This window comes from Pseudaquabacterium inlustre, assembly GCF_038066595.1.
Lineage (GTDB): Bacteria > Pseudomonadota > Gammaproteobacteria > Burkholderiales > Burkholderiaceae_C > Pseudaquabacterium > Pseudaquabacterium inlustre.
In genome coordinates, this window is record NZ_JBBUTH010000003.1 from 546,092 (window position 1) to 558,961 (window position 12,870).

Annotated in this window: 11 protein-coding genes; all 11 read left to right on the forward strand. The window is 62.0% G+C overall.

Annotated features, from left to right (window positions below; all coding sequences use genetic code 11):
* The first annotated feature begins 52 nt into the window (after nucleotides 1–52).
* The 11 genes from AACH10_RS07715 to AACH10_RS07765 are packed head-to-tail and all read left to right on the forward strand — an operon-like array spanning nucleotide 53 to nucleotide 12,870.
* On the forward strand, nucleotides 53–1,072 hold the full coding sequence (locus tag AACH10_RS07715) for a beta-1,6-N-acetylglucosaminyltransferase (protein WP_341409788.1): 1,020 nt from the start codon (nucleotides 53–55) through the stop codon (nucleotides 1,070–1,072).
* A complete protein-coding gene (locus AACH10_RS07720; RefSeq protein WP_341409789.1) occupies nucleotides 1,069–2,631 on the forward strand; it encodes a hypothetical protein in 1,563 nt (520 codons plus the stop codon). Before AACH10_RS07715 ends, AACH10_RS07720 begins: the two co-directional genes overlap by 4 nt.
* Before the next feature lie 15 nt (nucleotides 2,632–2,646).
* Nucleotides 2,647–4,173, forward strand: a complete 1,527-nt coding sequence (locus AACH10_RS07725) for a lipopolysaccharide biosynthesis protein (protein WP_341409790.1) — start codon at nucleotides 2,647–2,649, stop codon at nucleotides 4,171–4,173.
* Between the two features lie 39 nt (nucleotides 4,174–4,212).
* Nucleotides 4,213–4,944, forward strand: a complete 732-nt coding sequence (locus AACH10_RS07730; RefSeq protein WP_341409791.1) for an FkbM family methyltransferase — start codon at nucleotides 4,213–4,215, stop codon at nucleotides 4,942–4,944.
* A gap of 35 nt (nucleotides 4,945–4,979) precedes the next feature.
* The gene (locus tag AACH10_RS07735) at nucleotides 4,980–6,221 is read left to right on the forward strand and encodes a glycosyltransferase (protein WP_341409792.1); all 1,242 of its coding nucleotides are present in this window, start codon (nucleotides 4,980–4,982) and stop codon (nucleotides 6,219–6,221) included.
* Nucleotides 6,218–6,646, forward strand: a complete 429-nt coding sequence (locus AACH10_RS07740; protein WP_341409793.1) for a serine O-acetyltransferase — start codon at nucleotides 6,218–6,220, stop codon at nucleotides 6,644–6,646. Before AACH10_RS07735 ends, AACH10_RS07740 begins: the two co-directional genes overlap by 4 nt.
* A complete protein-coding gene (locus AACH10_RS07745; protein WP_341409794.1) occupies nucleotides 6,643–7,764 on the forward strand; it encodes a glycosyltransferase family 4 protein in 1,122 nt (373 codons plus the stop codon). Before AACH10_RS07740 ends, AACH10_RS07745 begins: the two co-directional genes overlap by 4 nt.
* Nucleotides 7,765–7,781: 17 nt before the next feature.
* On the forward strand, nucleotides 7,782–9,788 hold the full coding sequence (locus AACH10_RS07750) for an alginate lyase family protein (RefSeq protein ID WP_341409795.1): 2,007 nt from the start codon (nucleotides 7,782–7,784) through the stop codon (nucleotides 9,786–9,788).
* Nucleotides 9,785–10,813: a DUF354 domain-containing protein gene (locus AACH10_RS07755; protein ID WP_341409797.1), complete on the forward strand. Its 1,029-nt coding sequence runs from the start codon at nucleotides 9,785–9,787 to the stop codon at nucleotides 10,811–10,813. The genes AACH10_RS07750 and AACH10_RS07755 overlap by 4 nt, the downstream gene beginning before the upstream one ends.
* Before the next feature lie 54 nt (nucleotides 10,814–10,867).
* Nucleotides 10,868–11,938, forward strand: a complete 1,071-nt coding sequence (locus tag AACH10_RS07760; protein WP_341409798.1) for a Gfo/Idh/MocA family protein — start codon at nucleotides 10,868–10,870, stop codon at nucleotides 11,936–11,938.
* Nucleotides 11,939–11,985: 47 nt separating this feature from the next.
* Entirely contained in the window at nucleotides 11,986–12,870 is an 885-nt protein-coding gene (locus tag AACH10_RS07765; protein WP_341409799.1) for a hypothetical protein, read from the forward strand.

A 12,870-nucleotide genomic window follows, 5' to 3' on the forward strand; every position in this document is an offset into this window, starting at 1 on the left:
CGCGGTGCGAACCGGTCCCTGCCCGTTTGGCATTTGGCTGATCGGTGAAGCGATGGCCATCCAGATCACCTTCGGGGTGCTTTCCGCATCGGCTCACGAGGCCGCGTTGCAGCAACTGGTCGATGTGCTGGGGCAACGGCATGCGGTGGTTCTGCACCATGACTTCGGGCAGCACCCAACAGTCGCTGTAACGCATCCGCGCTGTCATGTCGTGCGGCCGCATGTGGCGACTGGCTGGGGAACGTGGGGCCAGACATTGGCAATCCTCGCAGTGCTGCGCCATGCCGTCGAATCAACCCAGTTCGACTACTTGCAACTCCTGTCTGAAAGTTGCCTGCCGATTCGCCCGCTTGTCGAGTTCGAGGAATTTCTGGCTGCTATTCGGCCAGATGCCTGCATCGGGCTTATCCGCATCGGCGCGCCGGCCACCGACATAGGGCGCTTGAACTTTGCCTGGCGCAGCTTGGTCACAAGACCGTTTGTGCGCAAGCTCATTGGCCGCGTGGTTGACCCCTTGCGTGCCCCGGGCAGTGCGCTTGATCCATCCAAGCGCGTGCTGGTATCGGGTCTGGCAGTCTGCCCACCTGCGGCGTCAGATCAGCGGTCAGTCGTGCAAGCCGCTCGGCGGGCCTTGTTTCGGGCGCTGACCTCACGCGCCTTGAATCGACATCCTTTTGTGGACGGTCTGCAGTGCTACGTCGGCAGCACCTGGTTCTGTCTGAGCCGCAGGGCGGCCGAGCATGTCTTGAACTTCGTCGACACCCGGCCCGATCTGATGGCGCACTTCGCGGGTTGCCGCAATTCGGACGAGGCCGTGGTGCATACGGCAATCGGTAATTCGGCGTTTGATCGCATTGTTGACTTCAACCACTACGTTAACTGGTCACAGCGAATTCACGGCCCCGACACGCTTGGCCTCGCTGACCAAGCCGTTTGGCAGCGGTCTGGCAAGTTCTTTGCCCGCAAGTTCCCGATGGATCCCACCGACTCCGCTCGTGTGGCGTGCCTCGCAGCCATCGACGGGGCACCGCCGGGGATGCTGGCGACCCTCGACATGAAGTGCGCCTCATGAAGATTCAGTTTCCTCGCGCGCCGATGGCCGCCCATGTAGCTATCGCCATGGGCACGGTTGTGCTGATCCTGCTGTCTGTGGTCGCGGTGCTTAGCAACAGCCCACCGATCATCGGCCTGGTCGTTGCTGCGGTCGGCGCGTCGATTCTGGCCGCCGCTCCACGCATCAGTGTGAGCCTGCTGCTGGTGCTCGGTCTGGCAGTGGATGGCGTGGTTGTGTTGTTGTTGCCAGCGCTGGGCAAGATCTCTTGGTTGCTCAGTGGGTTGGGATTGTTGTTGTTTGCCAATGCTGCGTTCTCCTTGCTCGGGCGCCGAATGGCATTTGCAGGCCATGCCGCGACCAAGGTGCGGCAAATTGACAGCGCTCCGGCCCTGGCCGCCTTGCTGTTCGTTGCATACGCCCTGCTGGTATCACTGGCCAATGGTTCGGGGCCGTTCGAAGTGGCCGCCGGTTTCAAGCGCTATTTCCAATACTGGGGGCTGTTGTTCGCGCTGGCAGTAATGCCCTTTGCCGTGGCTGACCGCGCGCGGTGGTTGCGCTGGTTGCTTTATCTGGCCGGAGTCCAGATCGTGTTTGCGATCTACCAACGCTGGGTGTTGATGCCCAAGCGGGTGGGCATGGGCCACGGCGTGGTGCCAGTGGATGTGGTGGCGGGTACGTTCGGTGCCACGCTTGATGGCGGTGGCCAGAGTGCTGCCATGGCCGCCTTTCTGCTGGTGGTCTTGATGTTCCTGATGGTGGCATGGCGTGAACGTGCCCTGCCACGCACACGAATCGCGGGCTTGGCCGTGTTGGCCGCCTTGCCGCTGGGCATGGGCGAAACCAAGATCGTGGTGCTGCTGCTACCCATGCTGTTGCTCGTGGCCCAGGCTCGCTACCTCAAGTCGCGCCCGGTCACGACCCTGCTGCTACTGGTGGTGGGTGCCACGGCTGCCGCTGGACTGGCCCTGCTGTACCTGAGCATGACCGGAAAGCCTGGCCAAAGCATCGAAGATCGATTGGCGGTGACCCTGGCCTACAACTTCGGGCAGCTAGGCTACAGCGGCCAGACCTTCACGCTGAACCGCAGCACTGCGCTCAGTTTCTGGTGGCACCAGCAGTCGGCCGGCGATCCCTTGCACACCGTCTTCGGTCACGGCCTGGGCAGTTCGTATTACGGTGCTGGTGCGCTGGTGGTTGGCCACCTGGCGCGCCAGTTCGGATTTATTGACATCGGTTTGACGGCCGTATCCACCCTCTTGTGGGATCTTGGACTGGCCGGCCTGCTGATCTATCTGAGCATCTTCGGCTTTACGTGGCGAGCCTTGCGCCGCATTGGGGGGCGTGTGTCGACCCCTCTCGACATCGCAAAGCTGGCAGCCCTGCGTTGTGCGGTGCTGAGCTTTCTGGTCTTGAGCTTCTATTCCAACGCAATCGTGGCCGCTGCCAGCAGCGGCATCCTGTTCGCTCTGGTGATCGGGCACATCGTCGCGTGGAGCGGTTCAGCGCCCGCTGCACCTGTTTCTGCACGTGCAACCTCGCTCGGCAACCGATTCGCCTCGCCGGCCCGGCCGCACTGAGTGAGGGGCGAACCGATGCAGGAGTCGCCGTACTCGGCAAAGCGGCTGAGGCGTGCTGGCCTCTATTTCGCCGTCGGGCGTGTGGTCACGGCATTGTTGACACTGGTGGTCTTTGCCACCGTCGCGCGGCGGCTGGCGTTGCCTGACTATGGCGTCTACACATTGGGCCTGTCGGTGGTCGAACTGGGCATCGGCTTGGGCGCATTCGGGCTGGACGCGCTGATGGGCCGGCTGCTGCCCGAATATCGAGTGGCCGCGTCGGGTGTTGCCACCAGCCGTCTGCTCGCGGCCTTGGCCTCGGCCCAGCTGGCGGGGATAGCACTGGGCGCTGTGTTGCTGTGGGGGCTGGCGTCGCTCATCGCCAGTTGGATGGCGGCGCCCGCGCTGGCCGAACACCTGCCCGCGTTTGCACTGGTGCTGGTGCTTGAGGGGTTGGCCCGTATCATGCGCGATCAGGTGCTGGCAGGGCTGCTACGTCAGGGCGAGGCCCAAGTGGTGCAACTGATTCGCCTGGTCGTGATGCTGGGTCTGCTCGCCGCGCATCCGGGCGCCGGCCTGGCCGATGTGGTGCGGTACGAATTGACGGCCGCGGGGTCGGCCGCGGCGGTGGCTCTGGCCCTGGCGGCCTGGCACCTGCGACAGCAGCATCGGCGACCGGCCGCCCGAGCTGACTGGACGCGGCCAACGTGGCGGGCCGCTCGACATCTGGCGGGCTACAGCTACCTGAACTCTGTGCTGTGGCTGGTGTACAGCCCTCATGTCATCACCCTGGTGGTCAGCCGCTATGCCGGCGTGGACGCGGCCGCCCTGTTCGGCTTTGCACGTGGCCTTTCCGAGCAGATCCGTCGCTACCTGCCGGCAGAGTTCTTCATTGGATTGATCCGGCCCGCGTTGGTTGCGCGCTATGTGCAAGAGCACAGCGTGTCCCAGCTGATGCAACGCGTGCACCTGATCCTGAAACTGAGCCTGCTGGCCCTGATGCCCATCGTGGCCTATGCGGCAGCCTTGGGCGAGGCACTGTGCGCAGCGTTGAGCAAAGGGCGCATGGCGGCTGCGGGACCCGTGCTGCTGCTGCTGCTGGTACAGCACGTGCCTGGCAGCAACCGCCGCTTCATTGATGTGGTGGCCAACATCGTTAGTCGCGCGGACATTTGCGTGCGCGCCGGCCTGCCGCTGCTGTTCACCCCGCTGGCCATTGCAGTGGTGCTGCGCTGGCAACCGGTACACGGCGCCTGGTTGGCCGCCGCAGTGATGGTGGCCGCCGAGCTGGCCTACAGCCTGAGCGCTGGGGTCTTGTTCAGGCGCAACGGCGTGGCATTCACGTCGCTGCCACCGGTCAGCCTTGCGCGGCTGGCAGGCTATGGGGTGTTGACTTACGGCGTTCTGCGGTGGCTGCCCTTTCCCACCCAATGGGCACCGCCCGTTCCGTTGGCCATCGGCGCGGTGGTGGCCTTGCTGGTTACTGCAACGGCGGCGTGGCTGCTGCCCATCCTGAGCTCGGCCGAGGCCGATCAGTTCAAGCGTCTACTCAAATCACGTTAGGCAACCCAGGCACAAACTGGGATCGAACAGGGAGTCATCATGTCGCTCAAGACAACCATCAAGCGTGCACTGCGTGCCGTGGGCCTGCATGTCTATTTCGCAGCCCCCGATGCCCTGCCGGAACACCTGCATGGCCTGTTTAGCCGGCTGGGTATCAACGTCGTCATCGACGTTGGCGGCCACTATGGCGAATACGGCACGCGGCTTCGAGCCATGGGCTACCAGGGGCGCATCGTCTCCTTCGAACCCACATCCGAAGCGCTGGCAAAACTCAGGCCGGCTGCGTCGGGCCAGGGTGACTGGCGCGTGTTCGACAGCGCGCTGGGTAGCAGCCCAGGCGAGCTCGACATCAACATCGCCGAGCACACAGTGTTCAACTCATTCCTGCCGGCCAGTGAATTCAGCCGGCAGCAGTTTGGGGCCGAGACCGCTGTGGCACGCACCGAGCGTGTGAAGGTGGAGACCCTGGACCGCATGTTCGACCGCTGCGTGGAAGGTGTGGCCAACCCCCGTGTCTACCTGAAACTGGACACCCAGGGCTTTGACCTCGAAGTGTTGAAGGGAGCCCGCCAGGTGCTGGACCGGGTGCTGGGTCTGCAGTCGGAGGTGTCGGTCAAGCCCATCTACCAGGGCATGCCGGCCATGGCCGATGCGCTGGGCATTTTTTCCGAGCTGGGCTTTGAACTCACGGGGTTGTACCCGGTGACGCGCACGGAGGACTTGGCGGTCATCGAGTTTGACTGCGTGATGCGCAGGCAGGCCATGCCCTGAGCTTGGTTGCACAGTTCGCCAGCAGAACGCCATCCATGCAGCAGCCCGCAGTGCGTATCCTGTATTTCATACCTGAACCGGTGGACACGTTCCGGGTGGATGTGTCCACGCTGTTTGGTCCCCGGCTCGCTGAGTTGGGTGTGCAGACGCACGTTGTCGGAATGCCACCGGGCGCACCGATGGATGCTTCGCGCTATGCGGCAGTGTCGTACCCACAGGATTCAGGCAGCCGGCTGGTTCGCGAATTGCGCTATGTGGCCCTGGTGTTGGCCCTGCTGGCACGTTCCCGCGGCCGTTATGACCTCATCCAGGTGCGCGACATGGTGCCGACGGGCGTGCTGGCCTTCGTCTTCAGCGTGCTGCTCCGTCTGCCTTTCGTGTACTGGATGTCTTATCTGATGTCTGAGGGGCGCATTGCCCAGGCCCGGAAAGACGGTGCCGCCGCCAAGACGCTTCGCGCAAGACTCAGGGCCAAGGCGGTGCTGACCAAGGGCGTGGTCGAGCGCCGCCTTCTGTACGGCTGGCTGCTGCCGCGGGCACGGCATGTTTTCGTGCAGAGCGAGGCCATGGGCCGCTGGGTGGACGACCAGACAAATGGCGGGGTCTCCCATTCGGCCGTGCCGATGGGCGTGGATACCACTGTGCTGAATCCGCAGGCTGTGGTGCCGCGGCGCCTGGATGAATGGCGCCAGGATTTCGTGATCGGCTACCTGGGCACGTTGTCGCTGGTGCGTGGCTTCGACCAGTTGATCGACGCCTTGGTGCTGGTGCAGCTCAGCATCCCAGGCGCGAGGCTGCTGCTGATTGGCGACGGCCCTTCACCCCGCGATGCGCAGGAGATTCTGAGCTATGCCGCACGGCGTGGCGTTGCCGACAGCGTGAGGATCACTGGATGGCTGGCCCGAGAAGAGGCCATGCCCCTGCTGGCTGGCGTGAATATAGCGGTGTCCAACTTCCCGAGATCTGAACTTCTTGATACCTGCTCGCCGACCAAGGTCGTCGAGTACTTGGCGCTGGCCATACCCTGCGTCGGCAACGACAACCCCGACCAGGCCGCGCTGCTTCGCAGTAGCGGTGCTGGGCGTTTGTGCGAGAGCACGGCCCAGGCCCTGGCCGCAGGCATCGTGGATCTCGCTTCCGATCTGCATGGCGCTTGGGTTGCCGCTGCCCGTGGCCCAGGCTTTGTGCGGGCACACCGCGACTACCGGGTTCTCGCTGCTCAGGTACGGGCGCGCTATGCACAGGCTATGCAGTCACAGTCTGGAGAACACGCATGATGCCTATCTACAGGCTTGCACACTGGTTGCATGTGCATGCCGTCCCGCTGCTGCCGCGCTTGCTGTATCTACTTAACCGGGTGGTGTTCGGCGTGGTGCTGCCGGCATCGACCGAGATTGGAGCCCAGACCAGATTTGGTTACAGCGGTCTGGGTACCGTGGTACATGGCCGGGCGGTGTTGGGTCGGCGGGTCAATGTGGGCACCAACGTGACCATTGGCGGACGATCCGGTCATGCGCAGGTGCCGGTGATAGGGGACGACGTCGAGATCGGTTCAGGCGCAAAGATCCTCGGCCCCGTGCGAGTTGGAGACCGGGCCAAGATCGGAGCCAATGCAGTGGTACTGCAGGATGTGGCGCCCGGTGACGTGGTGGTGGGTATCCCGGCGCGACCTGTTCAACAGCGGGGCGGGCGCGGCGCATGATCCTGATGCTCGGCCCAGACCCCACGGCGCGTGGTGGCATTTCGGCCGTGGTGTCGGCCTACGCGCAAGCCGGCTTGTTCGCCGACGGCGGCGTGGTCTATCTGGCTACCACGGGCGATGGCACGGCGCGCGCCAAGCTGATGCGCTATGTGGGTGCCGTCTTCACCACGTTGCGTCTCTTGCTCGCTGGCCAGGTGCATGCCGTGCATGCCCATACCTCGTGGCGTGGCAGCTTTCTGCGCAAGAGCGTGCTTTTGTTGCTGGCCAAGACATCAGGCTGCAAGACGGTGCTTCATTTGCACAGCGGCGGATTCATGGACTTCTATCGCAATGAGTGTGGTCCGCTGCGGCGCTGGATGATCCGGCATGTCTTTTCACGCGCCGATGCTGTCATCGTGCTGTCCGACAGTTGGAAGGCACAGATCAAGTCGATTGTTCGGCACCCGGCAATCATTCGGCTCTACAACCCGGTCTGCGTGAACCATCTCCAAGGCGCCACAGCGGCTCCTGGACAGGCCAACCTGCTGTTCCTCGGCCGCATGGTGCAGACCAAAGGCATCTTTGACTTGCTGGAGGCGCTGTCTTTGGTGAGGCGCAATGGTCTCGATTTCATGCTGCGCGTGGGCGGCGACGGTGATGCCGCTCCTGTGCGCGATGCGGTGGATCGCCTGGGATTGCAGGGCAGCGTGCAGTTGCTCGGATGGGTCGAGGGCGACCAAAAATCGGCACTACTGGCGTCAGCGGCACTCTTGCTACTGCCCTCGTACCACGAAGGCGTTCCCATGGGCATTCTGGAGGCCATGGCGTACGGCGTGCCTGTGGTGGCCAGCCGCGTGGGCGGCATTCCCGAAATGATCGATGACGGAGTTCAGGGCCTGCTGATCGAGCCGGGTCAGATCAACCAGTTGTCGGATGCGATTGCACGTCTTCTTTCGAATGCGAACGAGCGTGCTGCCATGGGCGCGGCGGCAGCAGTCAGGGTTGATCAAACATTTGCCGCAGCGGTGGTCATCAAGCAATTGAGAGCCATCCATGCCGCATTGCTGAACGGCGATCCGATGCCTGTTGCGGGCTTGGAGCGCCGGCAGCTTGGCGCCGATGACAGGGAACGGACGTGAGTGATCGATCGAGTGTCATGCTGACCCGCATGACCTGGCTTTTCAGGCGAATGAGCCGCATGTATTGGCAGGAGGTGCCATTCCGCGTTGCCAGCGTGTTGCGTGCGAACCTTCGGCGCCATGGCATCGGATCTGCCCAACGGCCACCACCAATGAGTGGAGATAGCCGCTTCGGCAATGCATGGGTGGATGTGCTTGCGCTGAAAACACAGCGGGCCGACGCGAAGTCCAGCGGGCTTGCAAACGCGCAGGAGTTGCTCATCTATGGGCATCCCGTGCGGTTGAACGATGGCTTGCCTGATTGGACCGCTGATCCGGTGAGCGGACTGCAGGTGCCTGCGAAGTTTGGGTTGGATATCGACTTCCGCCACCTGCCAGGACTGGATATCAAGTTTCTCTGGGAGATTAATCGCCACGCGTGGTGGGTTGAACTGGCCATGGACTGGGCCATGGCGCAGGACGAAGCCGCGTTGGATCGCCTGGCCGCGAATATCGACAGTTGGATCATCGCCAATCCGTACCCCGTGGGGCCGAATTGGGCATCACCAGTGGAACATGGCATTCGCCTGATCAACTGGAGCATCGTTTGGCATGTTATAGGTGGCGATACATCGCGCATCTTCCAGCGCGAGACGGGGCGCGTGCGACTGCAAACGTGGTTGAAGTGCATCTATCAGCACGTGCACTTCGCTGCTGACAACTATTCGTTCTACTCATCGGCCGACAACCACCTGATCGGTGAGGCAGCCGGTGTCTTTGTTGCCTCTCACACCTGGGATTGCTGGCAGGATGTGCGTGACAAGCGTAAGGCTGCAAAGCGAATTCTCGAGACCGAGGCCCTCAAGCAATTTGCGGCTGACGGAGTCAACCGGGAGCAGGCGCTTTCATATCACAAGTTCAGTTTGCAGTTCCTGATCGCTGCAGGTCTGGTCGGTTTGGTGAACGGCGACGACTTCAGCGGCGCGTTCTGGGAACGGCTGCAGGCAGCCCTGGTCTACCTGGCCGCGCAAACCGACTGCGTGGGCAACGTGCCCACCTATGGCGACTCCGATGACGGCGATGTATGGTCTTTGCGCCCAACTTCGGCCAGCAGTTGGCTGGAGATGCTCGCTCTGGCGTCAAGACTGACGTCTGATCCAATCATTGAAAGCAAGTGTGCCAGCCTCGGCGTCAGCCCGGAGGACGTGGCCGCTTGGCTGCCACCGGGAGCCTGTGGCCGGGCATCGGGGGGGGGGACGCCAAGCCGGACGGAACTTCCTCGGCACTTTCTGGAGGGGGGCTACGTCATCCTCGGGGCGCAACTGCATGAACGCGGTGAAGCGCGGGCTGTATTCGACTGCGGACCGCTCGGCTACAACAAGGTGGGTGGGCACGCCCACGCTGACGCCCTTTCGTTGATCCTGTCAGTAGGTGGGACGCCAGTTTTGCGCGATTCCGGAACCTACTGCTACAACGCGTCGCCGGAGTGGCGGCGGTTTTTCAGAAGTACCGCTGCCCACAACACGTTGACCATTGATGGTGAAGATCAATCGGTGTATGGGTCAAGCTTTCTCTGGCTTCGCGACGTTCATTGCACCGTGGTTTCTACGGGACAGGGCGAAGTTCAGGAAGTCCATGCCTGCCATGACGGCTTCCGACGGTTGCGCGACCCGGTCATGCACCACCGGCGTGTTCGCATGGACGCTGCGGGCAGCCTAGAGGTTCAGGATTGGCTGGAATGCCGTGAGTCGCATCACGTCAAGCTTCATTGGCACGTGGGCACTCAATGCACAGTTACCGATGGCAACCGCTCGATGAGTTGGCAACTGCGCTTTGAGGGGCACACTCTGGAGTTGTCAATCGACGGCCCTGTTGAGTGTTCGAGTGTGATCGTGGGCCAGGAAGATCCGCCGCAAGGCTGGGCTTCTGAGCGCTTTTATTCAAAGCGACCTGCTGAAGTTATTGTCATAGCGGCCACGCTTGCTCCGGGGACTGTTTTGACGACGCGGGTCGTGCCACTTGATATACACGGGAATGCGAAGTGAAAGTCTGGTTTGACCTCTCCAACTCACCGCACATCAATCTGTTTGCACACCTGATCCGCGACCTTGAGGCCAGCGGGCATGAAGTGGTGATCAGTTGCAGGCCGTTGGCCAACACGATCGATCTGCTTGATTTGCATGGCTTTCGGTATGAGGTCGTGGGTGAACACTACGGCGCTAAGTTCTCGCACAAGGTGATGGGTTACCCAATCCGCGTGATGCAACTGGCGCGCTGGCTGCGCCCGCAGCGCATTGACGTGGCTGTCTCGCAAAGTTCGTTCCACTCGCCCGTGGTGGCCAAATTGCTGGGTGTGCGCTCGATCTACATGAACGACAACGAGCATGCCCTGGGTAATGTGCCGTCATTTCTGGCGGCGGGAACCATCATGGTTCCTGAGTTCCTGTCCGATGCCAACCTGCGCCGGCAATTGGCCAACCTGAGAAAGGTGAGGCGCTATCCTGGGGTCAAGGAGGGCATTTATCTTTGGCGCTTGCAAGACAAGCTGGATGCCAAGGGCCAGCCCGCAGCGCAGCGCACTGCGCGGCCGGTGGTTTATGTGCGGCCAGAGCCATGGACAGCACAGTACTACCGTGGCGACCGAAATTTCATGGACGATTTGCTGCTTGGCATCAAGCATGAAGCGCAGGTGGTACTGTTGCCGCGCGGCAAGGACCAGGGTCGCCACTACCGAGATGCGCGCTTCGACGGCATCACCATCATCGATACCGCGCTTGACATTGCCGATATTGCGCCCGCCTGTGATCTGTTCATCGGTGCGGGCGGCACCATGACGCGGGAGATGGCGGTCTTGGGTGTTCCCACCATCTCGGTCTACCAGGATGAGTTGCTGGACGTGGATCGCTTTCTTCTGGCCGAGCGCGCTTTCGAGCACCGGCCCAACCTGACGGCGAACGAGACCCTGGAGTTCCTTAGGGTGTCAGGCAAGCGTGCTGTCAATCGCGCATTGCTGGAAAAGGGCAAGATGGCCTATCAGCAAGTGCGCAACGAGATTCTCCGGGCCGGCTAGCCTGGAAACTTTTTTTGGATTGTGAAAGGAATTGACGAAATGATCAGGGTAGGAATGATCGGCCTGGGAAAGATGGGCCTCTCACACGTATCGATTGTTCGCGCGCATCCCGAGGTGGAACTGGTTGCGGCTTGCGACACCATGGCATACCTGACCGATGTGCTGAACAAGTACACCGGGCTGAAATGCTACGCAGATCTGGATGAAATGCTGGCCAATGAGCAATTGGATGCCGTGGTGGTTTCCACGCCCAGCAAATTGCACGCCGGCATGGTAAAGAAGGCGCTGGAACGGAATCTGCATGTCTTTTGCGAGAAGCCCTTCGTGCTGGACGTAGCAGATGGAGAGCAACTGGTTCAACTGGCCGCCAGCAAGCAACTGGTCACGCAGGTGGGCTACCACTACCGGTTCGTGGGCGCCTTCCAGGAAGCCGCGCGCGTGGCGCGCAGTGGCGCGCTGGGTGAGATCCACCACGTGCGTGCCGAGGCTTACGGACCGGTGGTGCTGCGTGCCAAGGGTGGCACCTGGCGCTCGGCCAAGAACGAGGGCGGTGGTGCTTTGTACGACTACGCCTGCCACGCCATCGATCTGGTGAATTTCGTTGCCGGGGTGCCGGCGTCGGTGAGCGGCGTAGTGCGCCACGGTGTGTTCTCACGTGACGTGGAGGACGAGGTGTATTGCTCGCTGCACTACGCCAACGGCGCCAGCGGCCAGCTTTGCGTGAACTGGAGCGACGAGAGCTTCCGAAAGATGAGCACCAAGGTGTCGGTGTGGGGTACCAAGGGGCGAGTGACCGCTGATCGGCAGGAGTGCCAGATCTATCTGCGCGAGCCCAGCGACGCGCTGCCCGGCGTGCCTGCCGGTTGGTCGGTGCGCTACACCACCGATCTGACGCAGGAGGTGTGGTTCTATCTGCGCGGGGAAGAATATTCGGCACAGATCGACTACTTCGTCCAGAGCTGCAAGCAGCGCCGGCTGGACGGGGAGAACTCGTTCCGCTCAGCGCTTCAAGCTGACCGTGTGGTGAGCATGATCCTGGCCGAGAGCCAGGCTGTGGCAGGAGGCTCTGGCGTTACCTCCAGCGCGCCGCAACCCAAGGGCCTGCTGGGTCGGTTGTTCAACTGATCGCCGCCGCTTCCACGTATCCATATCTGAATCTCGAAAGCATTGCGATGGACCGCGTTCTCTTTGGCGACAACCAGTTCTTCGGCGTGAACCACATGTCGGAGGAAAAGGCCCGTGCGCAGCAAATGCGCTTCCAGGACCTGCAGGCGATCATCGATGTGCTCGATGCGGCTTACCAGGAAGGCATCAGGACCTTCATGTGCACCACGCATGACCGCGTGGCGCAAATCTGCGATCACTTCAGGGCCAACCAGGACAAATACCCCGATTACCAGTTCTACCCGTGCATGCCCTATGCACACAAGTACGCGAACGCCGTCACCGAGCACGGCATGATCGACGCGTTGCGCATGTTCCTGCCACAGGACGGGGCGGTGGGCGCCATGCTCAAGGGTGGGGTCGCCCTGGCCAACAAGGACGTGGCCACGATCATGCAGTTGCTGATTGATGCTGAGATGAAGATGTTCCACGGTCTGAAGACCCCGGTGGTCTTTATCCAGAACGTCATCACTGATCTGCTGCTGGGCTTGAAGTTCGACGAGTGCTTCCGCATCTTTCACGATCATGTGCGCGAGAAGTACGGCGCCGAGCCGGGCTACATCACGATGAACGTGCCCAAGCTGCTTGACGTGCTGGACCGGCTGGGCATCGACAACCCGATCGTCTGCGCCAATATCAACAAGATTGGCTTCCGCATGTGCGGCGGCATCGAGGCTTACGAAAAGACAATCGCCACGCGGCGCTTTCGGCCCGTGGCGATGTCGGTGCTGGCTTCTGGCGCGATCTCGCCGCGCGAAGCCATCGAGTACGTTTGCCGTCAGCCGCGCATCGAGTCCATTGTCTTTGGTGCGTCGAGTCGGGCGAACATTCGGCAGACCAAGCACTTGATTGATGAACTCAGCACAGTAGCTCTGGCGCCTGCACTGCCGTAA

Excerpts from the sequence above, each read along its gene's own strand:
- AACH10_RS07715 (WP_341409788.1), top strand. The coding sequence starts at position 53 with ATGGCCATCCAGATCACCTTCGGGGTGCTTTCCGCATCGGCTCACGAG.
- AACH10_RS07720 (WP_341409789.1), top strand. The coding sequence starts at position 1,069 with ATGAAGATTCAGTTTCCTCGCGCGCCGATGGCCGCCCATGTAGCTATC.
- AACH10_RS07725 (WP_341409790.1), top strand. The coding sequence starts at position 2,647 with ATGCAGGAGTCGCCGTACTCGGCAAAGCGGCTGAGGCGTGCTGGCCTC.
- AACH10_RS07730 (WP_341409791.1), top strand. The coding sequence starts at position 4,213 with ATGTCGCTCAAGACAACCATCAAGCGTGCACTGCGTGCCGTGGGCCTG.
- AACH10_RS07735 (WP_341409792.1), top strand. The coding sequence starts at position 4,980 with ATGCAGCAGCCCGCAGTGCGTATCCTGTATTTCATACCTGAACCGGTG.
- AACH10_RS07740 (WP_341409793.1), top strand. The coding sequence starts at position 6,218 with ATGATGCCTATCTACAGGCTTGCACACTGGTTGCATGTGCATGCCGTC.
- AACH10_RS07745 (WP_341409794.1), top strand. The coding sequence starts at position 6,643 with ATGATCCTGATGCTCGGCCCAGACCCCACGGCGCGTGGTGGCATTTCG.
- AACH10_RS07750 (WP_341409795.1), top strand. The coding sequence starts at position 7,782 with ATGCTGACCCGCATGACCTGGCTTTTCAGGCGAATGAGCCGCATGTAT.
- AACH10_RS07760 (WP_341409798.1), top strand. The coding sequence starts at position 10,868 with ATGATCGGCCTGGGAAAGATGGGCCTCTCACACGTATCGATTGTTCGC.
- AACH10_RS07765 (WP_341409799.1), top strand. The coding sequence starts at position 11,986 with ATGGACCGCGTTCTCTTTGGCGACAACCAGTTCTTCGGCGTGAACCAC.